At 44.7% G+C, this 25435-nt stretch carries 23 protein-coding genes; 10 read left to right on the top strand and 13 right to left on the bottom strand.

Annotated features, from left to right (window positions below; genetic code table 11):
- Positions 1-16 precede the first annotated feature (16 nt).
- From RIM23_RS30325 to RIM23_RS30335, 3 genes are all read right to left on the bottom strand, one after another.
- Complete coding sequence (locus RIM23_RS30325) at positions 17-1489, bottom strand: ATP-binding protein (RefSeq protein WP_446372170.1); 1473 nt, start codon at positions 1487-1489, stop codon at positions 17-19.
- A gap of 31 nt (positions 1490-1520) precedes the next feature.
- Complete coding sequence (locus RIM23_RS30330; protein ID WP_446372172.1) at positions 1521-3218, bottom strand: response regulator; 1698 nt, start codon at positions 3216-3218, stop codon at positions 1521-1523.
- A 77-nt stretch (positions 3219-3295) separates the two neighbouring features.
- The gene (locus tag RIM23_RS30335) at positions 3296-5236 is read right to left on the bottom strand and encodes a PAS domain S-box protein (protein ID WP_446372174.1); all 1941 of its coding nucleotides are present in this window, start codon (positions 5234-5236) and stop codon (positions 3296-3298) included.
- 372 nt (positions 5237-5608) lie between these two features.
- Between RIM23_RS30335 and RIM23_RS30340 the strand changes: the two genes are divergently transcribed.
- Both RIM23_RS30340 and RIM23_RS30345 read left to right on the top strand, forming a co-directional pair.
- Positions 5609-5980 carry a hypothetical protein gene (locus RIM23_RS30340; protein WP_446360249.1) on the top strand — a complete coding sequence of 124 codons (372 nt, stop codon included), beginning with the start codon at positions 5609-5611 and terminating at the stop codon, positions 5978-5980.
- A 114-nt stretch (positions 5981-6094) separates the two neighbouring features.
- Complete coding sequence (locus RIM23_RS30345; protein WP_446372176.1) at positions 6095-6943, top strand: hypothetical protein; 849 nt, start codon at positions 6095-6097, stop codon at positions 6941-6943.
- Between the two features lie 57 nt (positions 6944-7000).
- Here the strand turns inward: RIM23_RS30345 and RIM23_RS30350 are convergent, their stop codons facing one another.
- Positions 7001-7222 carry a hypothetical protein gene (locus tag RIM23_RS30350; protein WP_446335345.1) on the bottom strand — a complete coding sequence of 74 codons (222 nt, stop codon included), beginning with the start codon at positions 7220-7222 and terminating at the stop codon, positions 7001-7003.
- Between the two features lie 477 nt (positions 7223-7699).
- Positions 7700-7867, bottom strand: a complete 168-nt coding sequence (locus RIM23_RS30355; protein WP_446372178.1) for a hypothetical protein — start codon at positions 7865-7867, stop codon at positions 7700-7702.
- 49 nt (positions 7868-7916) lie between these two features.
- Between RIM23_RS30355 and RIM23_RS30360 the strand changes: the two genes are divergently transcribed.
- The gene (locus tag RIM23_RS30360; protein ID WP_446372180.1) at positions 7917-9110 is read left to right on the top strand and encodes a DNA cytosine methyltransferase; all 1194 of its coding nucleotides are present in this window, start codon (positions 7917-7919) and stop codon (positions 9108-9110) included.
- A gap of 68 nt (positions 9111-9178) precedes the next feature.
- On the opposite strand, the gene RIM23_RS30365 is transcribed toward RIM23_RS30360, so the two are convergent.
- Positions 9179-9367, bottom strand: a complete 189-nt coding sequence (locus RIM23_RS30365; protein ID WP_446372202.1) for an ankyrin repeat domain-containing protein — start codon at positions 9365-9367, stop codon at positions 9179-9181.
- Between the two features lie 345 nt (positions 9368-9712).
- On the opposite strand from RIM23_RS30365, the gene RIM23_RS30370 reads away from it, so the two are divergent.
- The 4 genes from RIM23_RS30370 to RIM23_RS30385 all read left to right on the top strand — a co-directional run bounded on the left by RIM23_RS30370 (position 9713) and on the right by RIM23_RS30385 (position 14190).
- Positions 9713-10042 carry a type II toxin-antitoxin system RelE/ParE family toxin gene (locus RIM23_RS30370; RefSeq protein ID WP_446372182.1) on the top strand — a complete coding sequence of 110 codons (330 nt, stop codon included), beginning with the start codon at positions 9713-9715 and terminating at the stop codon, positions 10040-10042.
- Positions 10035-11243 (top strand): helix-turn-helix domain-containing protein, encoded by a 1209-nt coding sequence (locus RIM23_RS30375; protein ID WP_446372184.1) that lies wholly within the window; start codon positions 10035-10037, stop codon positions 11241-11243. Before RIM23_RS30370 ends, RIM23_RS30375 begins: the two co-directional genes overlap by 8 nt.
- Positions 11240-11656, top strand: coding sequence for a putative toxin-antitoxin system toxin component, PIN family (locus RIM23_RS30380; protein ID WP_446372204.1), 417 nt, complete (start codon positions 11240-11242; stop codon positions 11654-11656). Before RIM23_RS30375 ends, RIM23_RS30380 begins: the two co-directional genes overlap by 4 nt.
- A gap of 203 nt (positions 11657-11859) precedes the next feature.
- Positions 11860-14190, top strand: coding sequence for an ATP-dependent helicase (locus tag RIM23_RS30385; RefSeq protein WP_446372186.1), 2331 nt, complete (start codon positions 11860-11862; stop codon positions 14188-14190).
- Between the two features lie 16 nt (positions 14191-14206).
- Here the strand turns inward: RIM23_RS30385 and RIM23_RS30390 are convergent, their stop codons facing one another.
- The 6 genes from RIM23_RS30390 to RIM23_RS30415 all read right to left on the bottom strand — a co-directional run bounded on the left by RIM23_RS30390 (position 14207) and on the right by RIM23_RS30415 (position 21565).
- A complete protein-coding gene (locus RIM23_RS30390) occupies positions 14207-15511 on the bottom strand; it encodes a sensor histidine kinase (protein WP_446372206.1) in 1305 nt (434 codons plus the stop codon).
- A gap of 181 nt (positions 15512-15692) precedes the next feature.
- Entirely contained in the window at positions 15693-18818 is a 3126-nt protein-coding gene (locus RIM23_RS30395; RefSeq protein ID WP_446372188.1) for a PAS domain S-box protein, read from the bottom strand.
- Between the two features lie 332 nt (positions 18819-19150).
- Positions 19151-20212 (bottom strand): WD40 repeat domain-containing protein, encoded by a 1062-nt coding sequence (locus tag RIM23_RS30400; RefSeq protein ID WP_446372190.1) that lies wholly within the window; start codon positions 20210-20212, stop codon positions 19151-19153.
- Positions 20213-20449: 237 nt separating this feature from the next.
- A complete protein-coding gene (locus RIM23_RS30405) occupies positions 20450-20875 on the bottom strand; it encodes a heavy metal-responsive transcriptional regulator (RefSeq protein ID WP_446372192.1) in 426 nt (141 codons plus the stop codon).
- A 71-nt stretch (positions 20876-20946) separates the two neighbouring features.
- Positions 20947-21240: a hypothetical protein gene (locus tag RIM23_RS30410; RefSeq protein ID WP_446336681.1), complete on the bottom strand. Its 294-nt coding sequence runs from the start codon at positions 21238-21240 to the stop codon at positions 20947-20949.
- Positions 21241-21394: 154 nt separating this feature from the next.
- Positions 21395-21565 (bottom strand): hypothetical protein, encoded by a 171-nt coding sequence (locus RIM23_RS30415; RefSeq protein WP_446355879.1) that lies wholly within the window; start codon positions 21563-21565, stop codon positions 21395-21397.
- Positions 21566-21753: 188 nt separating this feature from the next.
- On the opposite strand from RIM23_RS30415, the gene ald reads away from it, so the two are divergent.
- From ald to cbiD, 3 genes are all read left to right on the top strand, one after another.
- A complete protein-coding gene (gene ald, locus RIM23_RS30420) occupies positions 21754-22851 on the top strand; it encodes an alanine dehydrogenase (protein ID WP_446372194.1) in 1098 nt (365 codons plus the stop codon).
- 215 nt (positions 22852-23066) lie between these two features.
- Positions 23067-23702 (top strand): restriction endonuclease subunit R, encoded by a 636-nt coding sequence (locus tag RIM23_RS30425; RefSeq protein ID WP_446372196.1) that lies wholly within the window; start codon positions 23067-23069, stop codon positions 23700-23702.
- Positions 23703-23859: 157 nt separating this feature from the next.
- The gene (gene cbiD, locus RIM23_RS30430) at positions 23860-24966 is read left to right on the top strand and encodes a cobalt-precorrin-5B (C(1))-methyltransferase CbiD (RefSeq protein WP_446372198.1); all 1107 of its coding nucleotides are present in this window, start codon (positions 23860-23862) and stop codon (positions 24964-24966) included.
- 75 nt (positions 24967-25041) lie between these two features.
- Here cbiD and RIM23_RS30435 read toward each other — a convergent pair.
- The coding region (locus RIM23_RS30435) for an RNA-guided endonuclease InsQ/TnpB family protein (protein ID WP_446372200.1) at positions 25042-25435 on the bottom strand (394 nt) is incomplete at its 5' end.

A 25435-nucleotide genomic window follows, 5' to 3' on the forward strand; every position in this document is an offset into this window, starting at 1 on the left:
TTAAATCATTGAATGACTAAATCGATAGTCTGGAAAACGGTAACGTAACCGTAAATGTAGTACCAACACCCAAAGAACTCTCAACCGATATAGTTCCCCCATGTAAATCAACTGCCTTCTTCACAATTGCTAATCCCATACCCGATCCTCGGACAGTCCCAGCATTGCTGGCTCGCCGGAATGCATTAAAGATATGGGGTTGATCCGCTAAAGGAATGCCAATTCCTTTATCTTTGACCTCAACAATCAGTCGGTCATCTTCACAGGTGAAACTTAGATAAACAGGACTCTGTTCGGGAGAATATTTCAGGGCGTTTGTGAGTAAATTTCTTACAATCAGTTGCAGAATTTTTTTGTCCAGATAAGCGGTTTGACCTTGACCGCAACTGAGCCATTTAATTTCTGATCGATTACTCGCAATCAGGCTGTATTCTTCAATAATCTGTTGACAGAATAGTTTTAAATCCAAAGGCGCCGGATCAAGGATAAGTTGACCCGCCTCAGCTTGCCCAAAGGTTAACACATCTTCCAGCAATCCCACCATATATTTAACCGCCTGTTTAATTCGCTGGCAATTCAGCCGATTTTTCTCAGATTGTACCGATGAATCATTGGCTTCAATCAGGAAGGTTGAGGCTTGAATAATTGAGAGGGGTGTGCGATATTCATGGGAAACGGTGTGAATAAATTGCCGTTGGAACTGGTTGAGTTGTTGTTCCCTGGCTAACTGTTGGCGCAGTGCGGCTTCGGCTTGCTTGCGATCGCTAATATCTTGGAACACCAATACCGCCCCCGCTAGGTTCCCCTGGTTATCCCGAATTGGCGCGGCGCTGTCTGCGATCGGTAGGGGTGTACCATTTTTGGTAATCAGGAGAATATCATCGGTGAGATAAACGATTCTATCCTGTTCTAACGCCAGAGTAACGGGGTTATTGACAGGATGCTGGGTTTGTGAATCAATAATATTAAACACCTCTGTCAACTCCCGATTTTTGGCATCAGCAAATTCCCATCCGGTTAGGGATTCCGCCACCCGATTTAGAAACTGAATCCGACAATCTTGATCCACCAAAATTACCCCATCCCCAATTCCCCGCAACACCGCACTCAAAAATTGCTCGCGTTCATAGCGCTGTAAGGCAATTTCAATCGCAACCGATAATTGCCGTTCATTCACTGGTTTTAGAATATAACCAAAGGGCGCCGTTACCTTTGCCCTTTCCAAGGTAATTTTATCGGAATGTCCAGTTAAATAAATCACCGGGATTTGCAACTCATCCCAAATTTGTTGCGCCGCAGAAATTCCATCCATGTCCCCCTGTAACCAGATATCCATTAATACTAAATCGGGATACAGTTCCCTGGCTTTAGTCACGGCTTTTTCCCCAGAAGCGGCGATTTCCACTACTGTATAACCTAAAGATTCTAAATTTTCCTTCAGGTTGAGAGCAATAATTCTCTCATCTTCCACAACCAGAATTCTAGTCATCGTTGCTGTGTCAGTTTCAGATAAACATTCTTCACTGATCATGATCATGATCCACCTCCATCCCCTGAGATTGTAAAGTTGGTACAAAAATTGTGAACATTGTCCCGTCGCGATCGCTGGTAACCTCAATCTCGCCCTGGAGTCGATGTACCAGTTTTTTCACCACGGTTAACCCCAAACCCGTTCCCCCCGGTTTCCAGGGATAGGGACTGGGAATGCGATAGAATGGGTCAAATATTTTCGCCCGTTCCTCTGGGGGAATTTCCACGCCAGAATTACTCACCTGAATCTCGACAGTAAATTGAGAGTTGAGTGTTGAGGTAATTCCCCTATCTGACTCTAGAAGGGCGGGTTTAGTTAAGTTATCAGTTTCTCGCCATAGGTTATCTGTAAAACCCGCCCCTACATCCCCATCTCCCCAGACGCGCCATGGCGCGTCTCTACATTCCCCTCGCACCGTTACCGCAATTTCCTCCCCGGCTGGCGTATAGTTAAATGCATTATTTAGCAATTCTGTCAAGATCCGGGTCAGACTCGACAACTCTGAAACCAGGGGTGGCAAATCTGGAGCAATATCAACAGACAAACGTTGCTGCTGAAACGTCGCCCAGGCTTGAAACGGCGCAACATGCTCATAAATCCAGTCTGGGAATCGAATTGATGTTAGCTCTAGAGGATAAGCCTGAGCGTCAATCCTTTGCATATCCAGCAAATCATTAACTAGCTTGAGTCTCGGGTTACACTGCTGTTGCAAAATCGCCCAGTAACGAGCCATTGTTGTCGAATCAGCACGGATTTGTGAACTTAATAAACTCTGTTGATCCAGGATAGTTTCCAGCATCCGCACCGCCAACTTAATCGTGGATAAAGGTGTGGACAATTCTCCAGATATCGTACCTAAACCGTCATTTTGTAACTGATCTAGACATTGCAGTTCCACCAGGTCATACTCTAATTGTCGGGCGCGTTCCATGGCTTGATTCTGTTCCTGGGCTAAGCGCTGTTGCGTCGCATCTCGAAACACCAAAACCGCACCCGCGATCGCACCGTCGTTATTTTTAATCGGAGCAATGCTATCCGCAATTGGGATCGCCTTTCCCTGTTTGGGGATCAACAAAATCCGCTCTTCCAGATAAATGATGGTGTCTTTTTCCAGTACCCCTGTAATCACATCACCAACAGGCTGCTGGGTTTGTTCATCGATAATATTAAATACTTCAGTTAATTCCCGATCCCTGGCGTCAGCTAATTGCCAACCGGTTAACGATTCCGCCTTATGATTGAGAAACTGAACCCGACAGTCTTTATCCGTAACAATCACCCCATCTCCAATCCCTTTGAGGATGGCGCTGAGTAATTGCTCTCGTTCATATCGCTGTAATGCGGTTTCAATGGCTACGTAAAGGGCTTGTTCTTTGACGGGTTTGAGGATATAACCAAAGGGAGCGGTTATTTTTGCCCGTTCTACAGTACTCTGATCTGAATGTCCGGTAACATAAATCGTGGGAATTTTCAGGCGTTCCCATATTTGCTGCGCCGCTTCAATTCCATCGATATTACCTTTAAGCCAAATATCCATCAAAACTAAATCGGGATGGAACTCTGTGGCTTTGTCAATCGCCTTTTCTCCCGACGCCGCGATCGCGGGGACTTTATATCCCAGAGATTCTAAACTTTCTTTGAGATTAATCGCGATAATTCTCTCATCTTCAACCACGAGAATTTTCATTGCTTTCTTTAATCTAGGGGTGGGGGGATGTCTACTAAACATAATTGACTTATCCTTTTTTTTCGTTTTTATCTTATTTATTTTCTACTTTTAACTTGACTGGCAAAAATGATTTTAAATTCCGTCCCCGAATCACAGTTGAGTTCCAAGGTTCCATCGAGCTGCTCAACTAATCCCCAAACCAGTGTCAAGCCTAATGAGGTTGTTGTTTCAATATCAAAGGATTTAGGTATCCCCACACCATTATCACGGACAATCAGAGTGATCCGGTGATCACAATTGCGCTTAAATTCAATATTAATTTCTCCTTTAAGATTCTCTGTAAATGCATATTTGAGCGAATTAGAAACCAATTCATTCAAAATTAAACCACAGGGAATCGCCGTATCAATAGCCAGCGCAATATCCTCAACCTGATAGGCAATACGAACTTGACTGGAACTGATGTTATAAGAATCAAACAGATGGGTAATTAAATCGGGAACATATTGGGCAAAATCAATCTGGGATAAATTCTCTGAACGATATAATTTTTCATGAACCAAAGCAATAGAAGCAATGCGATTTTGACTATCCTGCAACACCAACGCCACCTCTTGATCTTTAGTCCGCCGCGACTGCATTTGTAGCAAACTACTGACAATTTGCAAATTATTCTTAACCCGGTGATGAATTTCCTTGAGCAAGACTTCTTTTTCTTTCAGGGAGGCTTTGAGTTGTTCTTTAGCTTGTTTTTGCACGGTGATATCTTGTTGAACGGCGACAAGTACGGTGCCATAATCAGGATGCTCAAATAGTGATGTTGTGGCTTGACACCAGAAAGGTGTGCCATCTTTCTTAACATTCTGGATTTGGTAGGTATATTCACCCTTTTGCATCACGTTATGGCTAATAATCCTTTTCACCTCTTCCGCACTGATTTCATCATCCTCGTAATTGATAATAGATACCGACTTTCCAGTGAGTTCACCTTTGTCATACCCAAACATCTGCTCAAACTTAGGATTCGCATAAACAATCTGCCCCTCAGTCACACTAACCAAACAAATGCCTTCTGCCATATTTTTAGTAATCACAGCCTGTAGATTTAGCTCTTTTTCCGCTTCCTTGCGGTTGGTGATGTCAGTAACCCGGACTAAATTTAAGGCGCTGTCAGTTACCTGGATTCGCTTCACCGCTAAGTTTCCCCAGAAGCATCTGCCTTTTTTGGTGATATATTCAACTTCTTTACTCCAAACCCCGTACTGATTAATGGCTTGATTGATGCTGTTTAACTCTTCTAGGGTGAATCGGTATTTTTGTAGAGTATGCCCTTCAATATTAATCAGTTCAGCTTCACTCGCGGCTTCAAATAAATTAACGGCAGGTTGATTACAGTCGATGGTTAATCCGGTTTCTGGATTCACTAAAAATAGAGCATCGGTTGATTCATTAAAAATCGCTTCTTTTAATTCTCGGCTGCGACTCAAAGCTAACTCTGTTTGTTTGCGATCGCTGATATCCACGCAATAACCCACAACCTCAATCGGGTTGCCCATTTCATCCTGAATCAGTTTCCCTTCATCGCATAGCCAGTGATACGTGCCATCACCATGGAGAAAACGGTATTCAAAGGAGTAATTTCCCTGTGCTAATTTTTGGGGTAATTGCTGGAGAATTGAGTTAAGATCCTCAGGATGAATATGATTTAACCATAAATGAGACCCGTTCAAAAATTCCTGTGCGGCGTAACCCAAAACATTGGCGACATTTTCACTAATGTATGTCAGCTTGTAATTCGGATGAGGTTGGGTGCTAAAAATCACCGCAGGGCTGGAGGTGAGGAGATATTGCAGGTGTTGCTGATGTTGACGTAATCTGTCTTCAGTGGATTTGCGATCGCCTGTACTATCACCAAATTCCTGAATCACTGTAAATTCTTCACCCCTGAGCGCCTGCAACTTCGCCTCAGCCTGCTGTAAGCGATCGCGCAGATCCCGTATTTCTTGTTGGAGTTTTGCTTTGACTCGCTGGTTCATATTCCTCCCAAACTAATTGAGACTTTGACCCTTCAAGTTTGAGTTTTAATCGTTAAGATAAAAGAATCTTTTCTTGATCATAATCATGAATTTATTATTCAATTTAGCAAATTCCTTAATCAAATCTGGGAAAATTTAATAAATATTAATTTGCTTGATCAGCAAAGATTATAAAACCAAAAAAAATATTTATTCTAACTTTAAAAGGTGAAAAAATTGTGAATGAATTGCGCCGAATAAAGGTACCCTTCAGGTAACACACCCCACAGCCCACACCTCAAAGCCGACACCCAGTCTCTTTTTTAGCTTTATTGTCACCCCTTGAGCAGTGTACAATCTGGCTATATTAGACTTATAAGCTGGGAGTGCCTTGTGTATTATTTTCAGGAACCGCCTTATTTATTGTTAGTGATGGGTTTACTGGCTGGGATTACCTGTGGTGCAGCCTTTGAAGCCACGCTGAAACAAAAGGTGCAGGAATGGGCAAAGAACCGTTCCTCACGCAGTCTGGCTCAAATGCAAGGATTCCCCTTACTCATCCCATTCCTGGGAATTTCCGCCGGAATTTGCGTATTTCTGGCGGCTGGGCTAGAAATTTTTAGCTTTCCCACATTCTTGGCTTACACCATCTCCCTACCCCTAACTCTATTCATTGGTTGGTTAGTGTGGTATCAGTTGGGTAAACTTTTAGCACAGCTAGACAGAGGCGGCTCAAAAGCCATAGACCTCGACGCCTGGGAATAAAATTTGTCATTTGTCCTTTGTCATTGGTAAGGCTTTGAGGGGGGTTGACACCTTTTGTGCCCTAGAGCCTTCTGCAATAACATCTTTCCGATGAAGGAAGCTTCCAGACGCGCCATGGCGCGTCTCTACAATCCCTGCTTCCAGACGCGCCATGGCGCGTCTCTACAATCCCTGCTTTTCCTATCTACTATTCGCGTATTCGCGATCGCACAATCTTTGGTGTTAAACTCATCATTAACCACGCTGCTCTCGTTAATCTTCGCCATACTCCTAGCCCTTGTTCATCTATTGGGTGGAAAAATGCGCTTTCTTGATGCGATTCCTCGCAGTCAGTGGTTATCATTTGCCGGGGGAGCATCGGTGGCTTATGTTTTTGTGCATTTATTGCCAGAACTTAATCAGGGACAACGAACCATTGAGCAGACAGAAGGATTTGCCCTCGCATTTTTGGAAAGCCATGTTTATTTAGTTGCGCTTCTGGGATTAACAGTATTCTATGGCTTAGAACATCTGGTTAAACTGTATCGGCAAAATCAGCACAAGCTTGGAAATCTACTCTCTCAAGGGATATTTTGGTTACACATTGGTTCATTTTCCCTTTATAACCTTTTAATTGGTTACCTACTCATTCATCGCGAGGAACCGGGATTAGAGAGTCTCTTATTCTTTTTTATCGCCATGGCTTTGCACTTTTTTGTTAATGACTACGGATTACGGGAGCATCACCAAGACGCTTATCACCGCATCGGGCGCTGGGTTTTAGCTGGTGCGATTTTGTGCGGTTGGGCGATTGGACAAGCCACGGAAATATCTCAAGCCGCCCTAGCCGTACTGTTTGCCTTTCTAGGTGGGGGAATTATTCTCAATGTGATTAAAGAAGAACTACCAGAAGAACGGCAAAGTCGCTTTTGGGCATTTGCTTTGGGGGCAATTCTCTATGCTGGGTTGCTCATTTTGGGTTAGATTTTTCAGCTATTCAGGAAAGACAAAATAGTCGCCTCTTTAAGTATCGATGGCTAATCAAGCACTTTCTTCAGATTTTCCATATTTGGCGTAGACCTGTTGAGGGGTGGCTGGCATTACGTTATAGTATTCTTCGCTACCGTTGCTCTTGCCAGTAGGAGCTTGGTATCCACAGACAAACTCCGCTGTGCCGTCACTGAAGATATAAGCCCCACTATAGTAGCCCTCTTGGTTAGGACTTCCAAAGGTTTCTTTGACAATTTTGGTTTTGTTGCTCATCGAAAATCTCCTGCTACTACTGCCTATCATCTTAAAAGTTTGAAAATTACTGTTGTCCCTCCCTGTGGCACAACAGCGTGACTGCTCTCTAGGTGTAAATAATCTAGGTGTAAATACGGCAAAAATGCCATTGCCAGCCTCCCTATCTAATCCCTTAAATGTTCCTGATGACTCATTCTCATCATAAAGCCTTTTATCTTATTTAACATTAAGTTTAATGTCAAGTCAATACAACTATACTTAAAGTATGATTCATTCAGCTTTAAAAAATGCCCGCCAAGTCAAGTAAGCCGCTCTCAGGGCTGACTCACCTGGACAAGGGTTACATAGAAACCAGCGTCGGCAGGGAACTCGGTAATCCTTACCCTTTAACTGACCTTAAAAATATCCACATACTGACCCATCAAAAGGTTAAGGTAGGGATAAGATAAGAGTGCGATCGCGTCTTAAAATAGGAGAATGCTCCCACAAACTACCCTACTGGTGTGACACAGCTAAAATGCTGGAATAGATTTGACGGTTTGATGGGCGCACGCCGTGCGCCCCTACAATTCTAATCCACCAATTAAGGTGTGCCACGCCACTACCTGGATTTCCTTGAGCAAGAACTTCAACTTTCCCCGCGCCCTGACATAAGTAACTCATTCTGGATTATCTAAAGTGGTATAATATTTCTATCCTTTATAGTTAATAAATGAGCCTTAGACCAAAACTTTTCTCTTTCTTTTCGGGAATTGGATTTCTTGATTTAGGCTTTGAAGCCAGTGGTTTTGATATCGTATATGTGAATGAAATTAATCCCTCCTATGTAGAAGCTTACCGTTACTCTAGACAAGTTCTGAATCTGCCATTACCCGAATACGGATGCCATTATGCCGAAGCTGGAGATGTTGAGCAACTGATAGAAGGTGAACAAGCCTTAAATCTCTGGTATTTAATCCAGGATGCTCGCAAATCTACAGACATTATTGGTTTCATTGGTGGTCCTCCCTGTCCCGACTTCTCAGTTGGAGGGAAAAACCGAGGGAAAGATGGTGATAATGGTAAACTTTCGGCTGCTTATGTTAAATTAATTTGCCAATATCAACCGGATTTTTTTCTCTTTGAGAATGTTAAAGGATTGTGGAAAACTAAAAAACACCGTCTTTTTTTTGAACAGCTAAAAGATCAGCTAAATCGAGCTGGCTATCTATTAACAGAGCGTCTAATTAACGCGATAGAATACGGCGTTCCTCAAGATAGGGAGAGGATTATCCTACTCGGATTTCATCGAAGTTTAGTCAAAGATATAGGACTATCGCCAACTGCCCAATTTATGCCTGAAGGTGTTTTTCCCTGGATGACTTCTATTGTATATCCTAAGCCAAGGATTTTCGCTTGTCCTTGGGCTGCAACTGATCCCTTTCAGGAAAATTCACACCGCCCTTGCTCTAATGATATTATTCAGGAACTAACGGTTGAATATTGGTTTCGGAAAAACGATGTACTTAACCATCCCAATGCTAAACATCATTTTAAACCGAGAGCGGGACTCAAGCGATTTCTTTCGGTGGCGGAGGGAGATGATTCACGAAAGTCTTACAAACGTCTTCACCGATGGCGTTATTCCCCGACAGCTTGTTACGGAAATAACGAAGTTCACTTACATCCTTATAAAGCGCGTCGTTTATCTGTTGCGGAAACGCTGGCTATACAATCGTTACCGAAAAACTTTGTCCTTCCCGATGACATGTCACTGACAAATATGTTTAAAACAATTGGCAATGGGGTTCCTTACTTAGCATCTAAGGCTATTGCTCAAAGTATTCTGGATTTTTTATCAACAACAGAATGGCATTACGAACAGCCAACACAAAAGCGACTAAAGTTACCCTTATTATCCAGCTAGTTAATGAATTATGGAGATAAATCTCAGTTACACATTAGGATGAATAGCTAGGGCATCGCACCGTAATCTTAGAGTAATTGTTTGATATAGTTTTCTTGAGCAAGTTGTAGGGTAGTTTCACTGTCAAAATTTATAACATTAACCTCTGCGCCTCTAGCAAGTAACTGCACAACTAATTTCGACCAGTTATTTCTGATGGCTTTATGCAGCGGAGTATCACCATTAAAATCTAGATCATTAAATATCAGCCCCTGAATTGACTAAAAATAAGGCAATCTCCTGTAATCCTGTACGATGCAAGGGTGGTACCAGATGTAAGGGAGTGCGATTATTTTTTTCATGCTTAGCGTTAACATCTCCCCAAGCGTAATCAAATAGTTTCTCAATGATTGGCTCTACCCGGATTTCTCACCACAATTGCTCAAAGGAGCATACAACCTGGATTAACCGTAGAATAAGGCTTTCAACACTCTGTCAAAATTCCGTGTCGGGCAAGATGGATAACCCAGTGGAAATGCTCGCCTCCCTTCAACTCCAGAAATAAAGTTTACCGATGTGGTAAAATATTTACTAATATGGTAAACTTTATTTTGTAAACTCTTATGGAAATTGATTTTAAGGACAAGGAATTAAAAGCCCTGTGTGAACAGGAGAAATTGGCTCAGCGTAAGTTGGGCAAACAGATGGCTCGGAAGTTAAAAGCCCGATTAGGTGACTTAATGGCAGCTTCAGCAGTGATTGAACTGCGTGCGGGTCGTCCTCATCCTTTAAAAGGAGACCGAGCAGGGCAGTATGCTGTGGATCTAGTGCAGCCAAAGCGTTTAGTGTTTGAGCCAGATCACGACCCAGTGCCCCGAAAAGAGGACGGTGGCATTGATTGGAGTCAAGTAACACGAGTCCGCATTATTTGGATAGGGGATTATCATGACTGAAGTCTTACAAACTTTTACGCCGGATTGGATCTCGCCCCCTGGAGATACGATTGCTGATTTAATCGAGGAACGAGAGTGGAGTCAGGCGGATCTAGCAAAGCGTCTAGGTTACACCACCAAGCACGTTAGTTTACTGATCAACGGCAAAGCGCCGATTACGGAGGAAACAGCGCTTAAGTTAGAAAATGTCCTAGGTAGTACTGCAGGTTTTTGGTTGCACCGGGAGGCACAGTACCGTGCCAAACTTGCTCAACAAGAAGCAGAAATGGATTGTCAGAAGTGGGTTTCTTGGTTAGATGAATTACCAGTTAAGGAACTGATGGATCAAGGGGTGATCCAAAAACAGCGCAGAAATGCCAAGACTAAGCCTGCTATTGTCCGGGAGTTGCTCCGTTTTTTCGGGGTAGCCTCACCGGAGGAATGGCGAAACTACTACGCCAGCATGGAGGCGGCTTTCCGCCGTACTCGGACTGAGCAAAGTGATGTGGGGGCAATTTCAGCCTGGTTACGCCGGGGAGAAATTGAGGCGGAAGGATTGAACTGTCCCAAATACAACAAAGCCAAGTTTAAGAGTGCGGTTCAAGCAATTCGGCAACTCACGTTATTGTCTCCGGAAGAATTCATGCCTCAGATGCGTCAGCTTTGCTGGGATGCAGGAGTTGTGTTCTTTTTAGTTCCAGCGATTCCACGGGCACATACGAGTGGGGTGGCTCGCTGGTTGAATCCTCATAAGGCACTGATTCAGCTTTCGCTCTACGGCAAAACCAATGATCGCTTCTGGTTTACATTCTTTCACGAGGCAGCACACATTTTGTTGCATGGAAAGAAAGAGATTTTTTTGGATGAGTTGGATGGAGGAGACAAGCTGGAGTCGCAGCAGGAAACAGAAGCCGATCAATGGGCAAAAGAGTTTTTGATTCCGCCAGAGTATGATGCACAATTGGCAAGCCTAAAATCGAAACAGGCAGTGGTAGAGTTTGCCGAACAGCTTGGTATTCATCCAGGGATCATAGTGGGTCGTTTACAGTATGAGGGGGTGATTCCAATGGATTGGATGAATAAATTGAAGGAGTCTTTTCGTCCGATTCCTAAAACGGTGACAGCCGATCGAGTACGAGATAAGTTAGAGGCTTTAGAGATTACGGAGGAAGATATTACAGATGCAGTCGCCTGGGTACGCCAAGACTCTGAGCTATGGTGATGCGAGTTGTTTTCGATACGAATACGGTGCTGTCTGCGTTAGTGTTTAAAAAAGGACGATTATCTTGGATGCGGCAAGTCTGGAGCCAGCAATGGGCTATCCCACTTATTTCTGAGGTGACAGAGGGCGAAATTCGCCGAGTGTTGAACTACCCAAAATTTAAGCTCTCTCATAGCGAACAGCAAATCTTACTGGATGAGTATTTACCGTTTTGTGAGCGTGTTGAAATCCCTGAGCCACTACCTGTTGTTCCAGATTGTCGAGATCCAAAGGATGTTCCTTTTTTATGGTTAGCAACGGTGGGTCATGCGGAGTATCTGGTTACGGGCGATCGAGATTTATTGGCATTGGTAGACGTGTTTCCAGTTCCAATTATTACGGGAGATGTGTTTCAGGGGTATTTTGATATCTGAACACAAGGGGTAATAAATCAGACAAGAGGCGGATCGTCTGTTAAGTAAAAAGTAAAAAGGTAAGAGAAAGATGAAATTTATCTTTTAATTTTTTACTAGCTTTATCAGGTTGTGGAGTTCAATATCTTGATGGTTAGGGCTTGCTGCACAACTCGAAAACCTTCAGAAAAAAGATTCAATACTTATCACTTTTTCCCTAAACAATGCCAGATCATCCCAACACCAGTCAAAATACCTTACCACTGTCCCTAACTGCCTTCAGAGAGCAGGAATTGCAACGCCTGCGGAACAGCTTACGCCAAGGACAACAACCGATGGCAGATTGGCAGGGGGGAACTCTGGCGGTGTCGGCGGTACCGGGTGCAGGAAAGTCTACGGGAATGGCAGTCGCGGCAGCAATTGCGATCGCGCGATATCAACTCCATGGTAAACGACAATTGGTCGTGGTCACGTTTACGCGATCGGCAGCGGCTTCAATTAAGGCTTCGATTAAAGCTAAAATTCGTAAGGATCTCAAGTCCCTACGCTTACCCCAAAATAGTTTTGTGGTGTATACTCTTCATGGGTTAGCCCTAAATATTGCCAATCGGCATCCTGATTTATCGGGGATTAATTTAGATACGCTGACAGTTGTCACCCCCAATCAAACCCACCGCTTAATTCGTGCTTGTGTGGAACAGTGGATTGCTGCCAATCCGCGTCGCTATTCTATTTTGTTGGAAGGGATAACGTTTGATGGGGAAGAGACGGAACGATTGCGGCGACAATCGGTATTGCGAACCGAAGTGTTACCGTCTTTGGCATATACGGTAATTCACGAAGCCAAAAGTTCGGGACTATTACCCGAAGACTTATGGGGAATCAGTCAACAAACCAATGATCCTTATGGCATTTTAGCGATCGCGGCGGGATTATACGAACAATATCAACGGGTGGCGCGATCGCGAGACTTTATTGATTATGATGATATGATTCTAGCAGCGTTGCGAGTGCTAGAAGATAACACGGTGCGCCAACTCTGGCAACAGCAATTTTTTGCCGTATTTGAAGACGAGGCACAGGATTCCAGTCCTTTGCAATATCGCTTACTACAAACCCTAGCTGCTGATCCGACTAATCCTTACACACCCCTCAATTTAATCCGGGTGGGTGACCCAAATCAAGCGATTAACTCCACCTTTACTCCCGCAGACCCAATATATTTTAATCGCTTTTGTACCGAATGTCAGGAGCAGCAGCGCCTTGCTACCATGGATCAAGCGGGTCGCAGTACACCTATTATTATTGATGCCGCTAATTTTATCTTAAATTGGGTGAATCAAACCTATACTCAAAAAGAGGATGAATCCACTCGTCCCTTTCGTCCCCAAACCATCCGTACCGTACCCCCTAATGACCCACAAACCGATGCCAATCCTCAGCCAGAGGGACGAGGGTTAGAAATTTATACCCCCAGTGATATTTATCAAACCGTAGAACTTTTGGGACAACGGGTGATAGACTTATTCACCCGCAACCCCAAACATAACGCGGCGGTATTAGTGCGGGAAAATCGCCAAGGGAATTTTATCGCCCAGAAACTCGACTATCTCAAACGCCAGCATGGGATTGAGGTGTATGATGTACAGGGGAGCGATCGCCACTCACACATTCCCATAGAAATACTGGCATTATTGCAATTTATCGACCGTCCCCATTCTCCCGATTACCTAAAAGCGGCATTAGAAGTTCTAGTTAAACGCCAACTCATTCCCACCCAAGACTTAAACGCCCTCGCCACCTACCCCGAACAATTCCTCTATCCTGGACCCCTTGACCCCACTCAATCCCCTGGAGTGCTTCAAGCCGCCAGATACTGTCGCAGTCTATTAAGGGCGCGTCTAGAATTACCCCATTACCAGCTTATTTCCTTTTTAGCCCTCACCTTACAGTACGACCAATCCGAACTCGCCACAACCGATAAATTAGCCGAACGAGTCGTCAAACAAACCTACAGCAGCAGCGCCATGTCTGCTACCTTAGCCGCATTGAGTGAAATTGTTTCCTCGGAACGGTTTGAACCCGTAGAAACCGAAAACGCCGACTCTCGCTATTTACGTCACCGTCAACTAACCATTATTACCATGCATAAAGCCAAGGGATTAGATTGGGACTATGTATTTCTCCCCTTTCTCCATGAAGACACCATTCCCGGTAATCCTTGGGTACCCACGGCGGCACAGTTTTTAGGGGATTTTACCCTAGCCGAAGTCGCCCGGGCGCAAATTCGGGCAAGTTTGCATGATTTCCCCCTACCCACAGCCATGGAAGCCTGGGAGAAAGCGGGACAGCTTAAAACCGCAGAAGAATATCGTTTATTATACGTAGCAATGACACGGGCAAAGCGACTGTTATGGATGTCGGCGGCGCACAAAGGACCCTTTCGCTGGAATACATTTAGTGGTCAAGCCTCGGATAACTTGCAGATGAAAAAACCTTGTCCTGTGTTACCCGTATTGAGTCGTCGCTTCCCGGAGTCAGTTCGTTCGTCGTAGGGGTTTGGTGAGGATGTCAAATGGGCAACTCAATCACAAACTCTGTTCCTTCCCCTAGTGTAGAACTAAAATCTAGGGAACCTCCATGCTTTTCGACCACAATCTGACGCGCAATAGACAAGCCTAAACCCGTTCCTTTACCCACAGGTTTGGTGGTAAAAAAGTTATCAAATATACAGTCTTTTACCTGAGTTGACATGCCTATCCCATTATCGCTAATCCGAATAATCACGACTTCTTTATCTTCTTGAATATCGGTGTCAATTTTAATGTGAGGCAGATAATCTTGATTCAATTCCTCCAACTTTTTTACCTGTAATTCATCTAAGGCATCAATAGCATTAGCGATGATATTCATAAAAACTTGATTCAGTTGCCCAGGATAACAGTCGATAGGCGGTAAATTGCCGTAGTTTTTAATCACCTTAAGGGCTGAACGTTTATCATTTGCCTTAATTCGGTGTTTTAAAATCAACAGCGTACTCTCAATTCCATCATGGACGTTGAAATTTACCTTATGATGAGCATCCAAGCGAGAAAATGTTCGCAAAGAGTTGCTAAGCTGAAAGAGACGGTCAACCCCCTGTTTCATTGAAGATAGAATATTAGGCAGATCCTCAATCAGATAATCGAGTTCAATATCCTGACTTTTTTGCTCAATTTCAGTGCCGGAATGAGGAAACTTTTCTTGATACAGACGCAGCAGAGAAATCAGATCTTGAGTATAGTCCTTAGCACAACTGAGATTTCCATTAATAAACCCCACAGGATTGTTAATTTCATGGGCAACGGCGGCTACCAATTGACCCAGTGTTGCCATTTTCTCAATCTGTACAAGCTGAACTTGGGCTTGTTGTAAGTCCTGTAGGGTTTGTTTTAATTGAGCCGTTCGTGCATCGACTCGTTGCTCCAAATCCTGGGTGAGTTGGCGAATCGTCAGTTGATGATCCACACGCGCCAAAACTTCTTCAAATTGAAAGGGTTTAGTAATATAGTCAGCCCCTCCCAAGGTAAAGGCTTTGACTTTATCAAAGACTTCATCTAAGGCGCTAATAAAAATGATCGGAATATCACGAGTAACGGGCGAAGCTTTCAGGGCTGAGCAAACATCATAGCCATTCATATCGGGCATTAAAATGTCCAACAAAATCAGATCAGGTGCTACCGCTTTTGCCGCCGTTAATGCCATGGCACCGTTAACTGTACTGCGAACTTCATACCCATACCTTGTCAGTGCGGCTTCCAAAAGACGTAAGCTATCGGGTGTATCATCAACAATTAAAATAATTCCTTTTGATGTCTTTGGCTGATAACTGTTCATAAGCAAGTCTGACTGCCAAGGGGGGAGCAGGGGTTGTTCCAGACGTGCCATGGCGCGTCTGGAACCAGTAGAGACGTGCCATGGCGCGTCTGGGAGCAGAAAATAAATTAGAGTTTATCCAAGCTGTATTGTATTGTGGTCTGTCCCGTCTCTACAATGTCAGAAAAACGGGAGGTGTTGATCAGGAGATAGCCTTTTGCGCTATATCCATAATGACATCACAACGAAAGTTATTAACTAAATCGGTTAATGCCTTCGTGAGTAACGTCTGTTCTGGAGGTATTTGTTCGATTAGCTGAATAATCTGTTTACTATTAAGCTGGATGGCGGCTTGGTGCAACTGAGTAATCCAATTCGTCGGCATCACCCGGAAATCCTCAGAGGTTAATAGCGATGTATCGACATCGGATGAGGGTGGGGGAGAATCGTCATAACAATAACGGATACCTAAGTGTTGTGCCATTTTCTCTAAAATCGCGTCAGTGCGGAAGGGCTTGGCGACAAAATCATCACAACCTGCTGCTAAAATAGCCGTTCGTTCTTCATCAAAAGCGCTAGCGGTTAAGGCAATAATCACGGTTGTCTTTCCCTGAGGATGAGATTTAATCATTTTAGTGGTTTCATACCCATCCATCACAGGCATTCGCATATCTAACCAAATCAGATGAGGTTGCCAATGTTCCCAGCGAGCAACAGCAACTTGACCATTCTCGGCTTCTTGCACGTCTAATCCTAAGGATTCCAGAAACTTAACCAGGGGTTTGCGATTTGCCCATTGATCTTCTACCACTAAAATGCGATAGTTGGGTTGGTTAGGTGCGATACCAATCACCTGCCGACTTAAGGGTTGGTTAGGAATCTGATCTTGGGGAACGATGCCGATGGGTATATCAAATTTTACCAAAGTGCCTTGACCTGGAGTGCTGTTAATGGTAATTTCCCCACCCATCAATTGCACAAACCGACGACTAATGGCTAAACCTAAACCCGTTCCCGAGTGCGATTGCTGACCCGTATTGGTTTGCACAAAGGCTTGAAACAGGGTAGCAAGTTCATCAGCACGAATACCCACCCCGGTATCTTCGACTTCAAAAAACAGACAGGATTGAGCATTGATATTCGTTGGTGGGGTCATCGTATCGGATATCCCTTGCACGCGCAAGATCACCTTACCTTGTGACGTAAATTTAACCGCATTACCCACTAAGTTAATCAAAATCTGCCGCAATTTTCCCTCATCTGCAATCCCATAGCGAGGCACATTGGCAGTTCGCTCAACCATAAGCTGTAACCCTTTAGATAGGGCTTTCAGGCGCAACATTTCCGCAATAGAATCAACCAAACTGTAGAGATCAAAGCTACTTTCTGACAGGGAAATCCTACCCGCCTCAATTTTGGACATATTCAGGACATTATTGATCAAATCCAGCAAATGTTCACCCGAACGGGTAATAATGCCCAAATAATCCTGCTGATTTTGATTGAGAGAAGCATCCCTTGCCATGAGTTGGGTAAAGCCCAGGATGGCATTGAGGGGAGTACGGAGTTCATGACTCATATTTGCCAAGAACTCGCTTTTGCCACGGTTAGCCGCTTCTGCTGCATCTAAAGCCTGTTGTAGGGCGGCTTCCGTTTGCTTGCGCTGTTGGATATCCTCAACCACGCCAATAATGTAATTGGGGGTATCCATCCAGGTTCGCACTAGGGATACAGCAAGATTCACCCATTGCCATTGACCATCTTTACGGATAAAGCGTTTTTCTCTAGAATAAGTGGAACGTTGACCTGTTAATAATTGAGTTAAATCATTGAGTTCTGCGGCTCGGTCATCAGGATGAGTAATGGCGGGGAAACTAAGCTGTAATAATTCCGACTCCTCGTATCCTACCAAGTCACAAAATCGTTGATTGACCCGAATTAACTGTCCCGATGGTGTCCCCAGGGCAATTCCCACGGCGGCTTGTTCAAAAATTGCCCGGAAGCGTTCTTCACTTTCCCGTAATGCGGCTTCCGTCCGTTGACGTTCGGTGACATCACGTAAGCAAATCTCAAAAACGGATTCACCTTCCCATTCGGTTTCAACTACACTCATTTCAGCAAAAGTGAGTTTTCCATCGGCGCGAACAATTCCCAATTCTGTGGTTTGATGTATACCAATAGGCAGTCCAAAGTTATAGTTGAGTAATTCCTCCACATCCTGATTTAACAGGTTGGCGGCGGCTGGGTTGGTGAAACGAACTTGACCTTGCCTATCGACAATCATAATCCCGTCGGAGGTACTGGAGATGATCGCATTGAGTCGAGCTTCACTGTGGCGCAGTCGTTGTTCGGTTAATTTACAATCGGTAATATCCCGTCCCACCCCATGGAATTCCAGTAATCGACCTTGATCGTCAAAGATAGCGCGATCGCTCCATTGTTGCCAGCGAATCTCACCACTCTCTAGAATGACACGGTGTTCGACTGTACCTACAGGGTTATCTGGAGTCAACCGGGCGATAAAGGCTTCTAGCAGGGGTTTATCTTCTGGGTGGATCAGAGGGGAAAAGCGGTATCCAATGAGTTGTTCTGGTGTTTTACTAAAATAGCGACAATAGACTTCGTTAACAAAGGTGAGTCTGCCATCAGCGCCGTAACGACAAGTTAGTTCGCTTTGATCCTCAATAATGGCACGATAGCGGGATTCACTGTGGTGTAACTGCTGCTTTTGCTGTTTTACAGTGTTCTCCAGAGTGCGTGAATAGTCTTCGAGGTGTTCGTAGGCTTGAGCATTCTGTAGTGCAGATGCAGCCTGGATACACAGGAGTTGGACAATCGCTACGCGATCGCCCGTAAATGCGTCTCTGGTTTGATTATTTTCTAGGTAAAGAATACCAATTTTCTGGTCACCCACTGTTAACGGCGCACATAATACACTCAATTGGGGAAGTGTTGAGTGTTGAGTGTTGAGTTTTGACCCAACGTTAGGATCGAGGGTATGGTTTTGAGGGTTCAGTGCGATCGTTGACCATCGTGTAACGTCTGTCGTATCATCACAAACGACTAAAATGTCGGGATGATGCCAAACATATTCAACCAGCGCCAGGGAAATCTCTGGGCTGGATTCGATGGGAGTCAGGGGCAAAATGATTGGGTTCGTACCCCTTACCCCCCTAGCCGCTATGACTAAACGCTCCGGCTTTTGCAAAATCAGGGTAACGCTTTGAGCATCTGTCATCTCAAAGGCTATCTGGATTAAGGTTGAGAGCAATGGCTGTAGTCGAATTTCTCTAGAGATGGCTTGAGACAAATCAATAACCGTCGCCATCGATAGACTATCTGAATTATCAATGAAACAAGAGACCAAGGTTCTAGGGTTGAATGTTTTAACATCAAAACGGATGAACTGCAAGCAACTTAGCCCGCTCATCAGATGGTTATTTCTGAAGAAAAATGAATTTTGCTTGACTTTTTCCGTTTACTGCTTTACTTACTAACAGACCCTTGGATGATTCGCGATCGCGCACGTCTTAGGTGAGCATTATTCGCTCTGGCTGATTAGCTTTTCCTTACCAAAGATTAATTTGGCTTTATATTAAGTGAAGCTTTTATGCTTTTGTCCTCTAGTCTATACTAGATTTCCTTTAAGTTACCAAGCCCCTACTGAGAAATTTGTGCCAACTCTTCACCCCTCACGGTCGAAATTTGCCAAACCATGATTTGTCGATCAAATCCGCCAGTAGCCAGGATTGTACCATCAGGGCTAAAGGCAACGGAATGCACCCAATCTTCATGGGCTGTGAGTAATGCCAACAGTTCACCGGTTCTTAAATTCCATAACCGTACCCCGTCACGACTAGCACTGGCTAGAGTTTCACCATCGGGGTTAATCGCCACAGCCCACACTCGCCCGGTATGTCCCGAAAGAGTCTGTGCTAATCGTCCAGTTCTAAGATTCCAGACTTTAATCGTGCGATCATAGCTACCACTGACTAATGTTTGTCCATCAGGTGTAAACGCCAAGGCATTAACTGAACCGCGATGGGCGCTAATCTGATTGAGTGACGCCCCTGTGTTTAAATTCCAGAGCTTAATTGAACCATACTTATGACCACTTGCCAGAATATCTCCATCTGGGTGAATCGCCAAGCCATAGGTTTGGTTATCAAAACGCGCCAAGGTATACATTCGACGTTGTTTGGTTAAATCCCACAGTCGAATTCCATCTAAAGCCCCGGTTACTAAGGTGCGACCATCTGGCGTGATTGCCAGGGACAAGACATTGCTGGTATGATCGCGAAACTGATGGATATAGTCTCCGGTTCTCCAGTTCCAGAGATTAACCGCAGAATCTGTACCAGAACTGACCAAGGTTTCTCCATCGGGTGATAAGCCAAGGACGGATACCGAAGTTCGTTGCGCTCGCAGGCTGTCGAGTTCTCGACCTGTTTCTAGCTGCCAAAATTTAATTTTGCCATCGTTATAACTACCGCCGCTAATGAGAATTGTTCCATCTAGACTAAAGAACAAAGAATCAATGGCTGTGTTATGACCTTTAAAGGTGCGGACTAGTTGCGGATTTCTCCAGGCTTCCGGTGAAAGGAGAGGTTGAGGCACAGATAAATTATCGGGATTTGGCGAATCGATGGGTATAGGAGGCGGTGGCTGAACTGGATTTTCCGGATTGGGTGGCGTAACGGGTACAGGCAAAGGCTGACTCATTGCCTTATGGCTCACAGTCGCCCACACTATGATGATTCCGATCAAAACTGCCCTTATTTCATTGGTCATTTGTCATAATTATCGCACTCAAAACTGGGATGGGGCGGGTTTAGTTCCATCTGGGTGAGGGAAGAAACGATAATCGTGAAACCCGCCCCTACACACAACCAGGTTTCCTTGAGTGAAAAGAAGGGTTACGCGCCATTCCCTTGAACGAAGTGAAGGGTCAAAACTCATTCATTGAATATTTGGACAGATAGTTTGAGCGATGCGATCGCGCGGCGGCTGCTCAAGCCATCCTGAGAGTAAGCCTAAAAGCTCTGACTTGAGCAGTTCTAGGGCTTGAATTTGCTGGTTAATGTCCTCGACTTTATGCAGTAAGTGTTGCTTCAGTGCACCACAGGGTAACTCACCGGAGTCGTGAACGTCGAGGATTTCGTGGATTTCACTCAGGCTGAGTCCGAGGGATTGCGATCGCTTAATAAAGGCTAACCGATTCAGGGTTTGTTCGCTAAACAGGCGATAACCTGACTCGGAACGGGTTGTCGTTGGTGTCAGTAAACCCACCTGTTCGTAATAACGAATCGTTTTTACCGATAATCCACTTTGATTGGCAACTTCGCCAATTTTATACAATCGCTCCAATCTTAATTTGCTTGTCATTCGGCGCAAATCTGCCTTCCCTTATCTTTGCTGTACCTAAAAAATTACACCCGACTTGCTTTAAACCAGCATCAGCGATGGGGATGGCGCTTGCTGGTGCTGAGCATCGGTAAGGGTGGACGGGAAGGGCTTGCTGGCAGATAATGGGTTACGGGTTGTTCAGCCAGTTCTGTTTGGCGACGTTGACTTTGCCACCAGCGTAAACCAACGGCTAACATGACCATCATTAACCCGAATGTTAGCAGCGACCAGCGTTCACCGACACCGCCAATGACGGCATCGACAGCGCCGACAATGACAATAAAGCTAGAAATTGGCTCTTTACGGTAGGCTAACTTCCAGAATCGAGGTCCTAAAGCATTCATCACGGTTTGCTATTTATCTCTATTCCACTTCAGTCAAGTACTTAATCTACTTCTAGGTTATCTGATCAATCGCTACATTAGCCGATAACCTATTATTCTTTACCATGTTTTCGGCAGTAAGATGCTCCTACTGCCAAATGTTGATCTCCGAGTGTTATTGCAAACCTAGCCAAGTTAGCAGTCCTTGACCTGTAGCATATTCAATGCCCAGTGTCAAGACAAACCCAATCATGGCGGCTCGACCATTCAAGCGCTCAGCATATTCATTGAAACCAAATTTGGGTTCGGCGAGTTGGGGAGTGGTTGTGGGTTGGGGTTGTTTCATAGTTGCCAAGGATGGTGTAATGATTTAGTTATATTTCTTTACTAAGTTTAACATTTAAACAAGCAAGGGCAGAATGTATATCGGTAGGTTATACCAATTTCAACAACGATGTTGTGCGATCGCGTAAGGAGTATATGCTTAGTCCTTATGGCACAACCTCTGAAAACTGCACTACATAAAGGAAAACGATGGAAATCGGTGTACCAAAAGAGACAAAAGACCAAGAATTTCGAGTCGGCTTGAGTCCTAGTAGCGTTCGCGTCTTACAGGAAGCCGGTCATCAGGTTTGGGTAGAAACCCAAGCAGGGGAGGGTGCTGGCTTTACCGATGAAGACTATCAGCACAATGGCGCTAAGATCGTCGCTACAGCAGCACAGGCGTGGAATCGGGAACTGGTGGTTAAGGTGAAAGAACCGCTAAAGTCGGAGTATTCATATTTACAAAAAGAACAATTACTATTTACATACTTGCATTTGGCAGCGGATCGCCCGTTGACCGAGTGTTTAATCGATAGTGGTGTTTGTGCGATCGCCTACGAAACCGTGGAACTCCCTGATCACCGCCTCCCCTTGTTGACACCGATGAGCATTATCGCCGGTCGTCTTTCTGTCCAATTTGGCGCTCGATTTCTGGAGCGCCAACAAGGTGGGCGCGGGGTGCTTTTGGGGGGTGTCCCTGGGGTGAGACCTGGTAAGGTGGTGATTCTTGGTGGTGGCGTTGTCGGGACAGAAGCGGCAAGAATGGCGGTAGGAATGGGCGCTCACGTTCAGATTTTAGATATTAATATTGAACGTCTAGCCTACTTAGAAACCCTGTTTGGTTCCAGAGTTGAACTACTCTACAGTAATTCAGACCAGATTGAAGCCGTTGTTCCCCAAGCGGATTTACTCATTGGGGCGGTATTAGTTCCGGGGCGTCGAGCGCCGATTCTTGTCCCTCGTGGATTGGTGCAACAAATGCATCCGGGTGCTGTGATTGTTGATGTGGCGGTAGATCAGGGGGGATGTATTGAAACCGTGAAATCCACCTCACACACAAATCCCACGTATATAGAGGAAGGGGTTGTCCATTATGGCGTACCCAATATGCCCGGTGCTGTACCCTGGAGTTCGACTCAAGCCTTGAATAACAGTACGTTACCCTATGTTCTCAAGTTAGCCAATGAAGGGATAAAAGCTGTCGCGTCAGACTTAGCATTGGCGAAGGGGGTGAATGTCCATAATCATCAGTTGGTTCATCCGGCGGTGCGGGAAGTGTTTCCCGATTTAAGTAACACGAAACCGTAGGGAAGCACGCTCCTTGCGCCCTAATCCACGCCTACTCTGGGGAGGTTTGGAGGGGTGAATATTAGGTGAAATGTTACCAATAAATGGTATAACCCAATTCAATCTTTGCTCGGTATCTGAGGACACAAACAAACCTTGTAGAGACGCGCCATGGCGCGTCTCTACAATTTAATCAAGCACCTATAATTGAGTCAAAACTTAAGTTGGAGTAGCCGATGACAACTCTCTACGCTAAAGATTTATCGCTAAAAGACGTTCATCGAGTTCTGGGATTTCAACGACGATATAATAGCTCATTTACTCCCTTGTTATCTCTGGAGTCCCTAACCGATTTTGAACAGCAGGAATTGGGGCAAATTCGCGAGGATTTTGATAACTATTTGATTGACGGAGAAGTCTCAAAAGGACAAGTTAAACTTCTCGCGATCGCGCCCTTACTGCGGTTGGCTGGTTTCTACCGTTTTCCTGTCAAGATTTCCCTGGAAGAGAATATTTCCCGGATTACTATCGACGATGAGGATACCAGTATTACCGGACGCTTGGATATTCTAGCCGTAAATAAACAGCGACGGCTCACGGCTCATACATCGTTATTGGTGTTGGTTATTGAAAGTAAAAATAGTCAAGTGAATGCCTTGGCTGGTTTGGCTCAATTACTCACGTATGCCTATAATAAATTGGAGCATCAAGAATCGATTTGGGGATTAACCACAAACGGAATGCATTATCAGTTTGTGTACATCCAGTCTGGAAATCCACCCACATATCAGCTCTTACCCTTGCTAAATTTAATGGAAACTGAGTCGTCAATGCAAGTTTTGCGCGTGCTGAAAGCTATCCGTCAGGCTTAGAAAGTATTTTGCTATAGGTATGAATAAGATCGTCGCCCGGTTAATTAGAAAGAGGGCGGGTACAAGTTGTTCTGTTTGGGATATATCTGTCGATTTAATCCCTAAGTTCGCCCTACCGATGACTGATTATAATTAAGGTTAAGGATTCACACTATCAATGAAATCTGGATATACTCTACCCGTCTTTGCTTGTGCTTCGGCGATTGCTGCTTTGCAGTGGTTGCGCCAAGCTAAACCCCTCGATACCGTATCTGTAGACTTAATTGAACCCCAAGAAACGGCAGAAATTCCCATTGAGCAAGTCGCCGGAATTCGCGAAGGAATAGCACTAGCGATTACCCGCAGTGATCCGGGCGATAACATTGATTTAACCCGAAATACTCCAATTTGGGCAGTTGTGGAATGGGGAAAATCTGAGCAAACAGAACAGGTACAGATAATCGGCGGTGAAGGAATTGGGCGACAATTAAATGCAGCCGGAAAAGCGGCAATTTATGCCTACGCTGAGAAGTTATTACAAACAAATCTCAGTCGCTTACTGGCACAAGATGAAAAAATTAAGGTGACAATTATTTTACCCGAAGGACGTAAACTGGCACAACGGACATCGAATGCAGCGTTTGGTGTGCTAGAAGGATTATCACTTTTAGGAACGACAGGGATTTCTCAACCCTTAAGCACTCCTGAGCAACTGCAAGCTTATCGCGAACAACTGCAAATCAAAGCCCTATGTTTCGACTGTTTAGTCTTCTGTGTGGGAGAAAATGGTTTAAGTTTGGCGCGACAAATGGGGATAAATTCAGAGCAATTAGTCAAAACAGCCAATTGGCTAGGATCGTTGTTAGTGGCGGCGGGATTGCAAGAAATCCCAGAGATTTTATTATTTGGTTATCATGGTAAGCTGATAAAGTTAGCGGGTGGCATTTTTCACACCCATCATCACTTAGCCGATGGACGCCTAGAAATTCTTACCGCTCATGGCGCTCAAGTGGGATTACCCACACCGATTTTACAGGCAGTCTTTACCAGTCCCACCACCGAAGCGGCATTGAGCTATCTACGGCAATTGGACGCGAAAGAGGGGAGTGATTGGGTGAATCAGATTTATCGTGCGATCGCGTCTACGATAGATAAACGCTGCCAAGACTATATTTATAAGCATAGCGAGCAAGGGGTACGAGTCGGTTCTCTCTTATTTGATCGCAACCGCCAAATTATCGTCACTAGCTCAACGGGAGCCGCGTTACTTTCTCAATTATGTTAACCTATTGACACTCCCCCGGCTAAAAGCGCGGGGGATTCTTCGTTCATCCAATCACCAAGCGAGTATTGACTTTCATCAATACTCGCCTAGGGCGAGTTGTCCCGAAGCGTTTATCCAGTATTCCTGGAGCGTTCCTGTATGCCCTACAGTACGAAGTGCTTCCTTGAGTATATTGATGGCAGCATTCCAGTCACGGTCTAAAACACATCCGCACTTACATTTATGTGTTCGAGTTGATAGTGATTTGTTCACCACACAACCGCAATTAGAACAGTTCTGGGAGGTGTAGTGAGGCTTAACAGCAACCGTTGCCACCCCAAACACTTTTCCAAAATACTCAAGCCAACATCTAAATTCTGACCAAGCCGCGTCTGAAATCGATTTGGCTAGGTGATGGTTTTTGACCATATTTCGTACTTGCAAGTCCTCGTATGCTACCAAGTCGTTAGACCGGACTACGCACAATGCA

The organism is Coleofasciculus sp. G3-WIS-01, from assembly GCF_040223135.1.
GTDB lineage: Bacteria > Cyanobacteriota > Cyanobacteriia > Cyanobacteriales > Coleofasciculaceae > Coleofasciculus.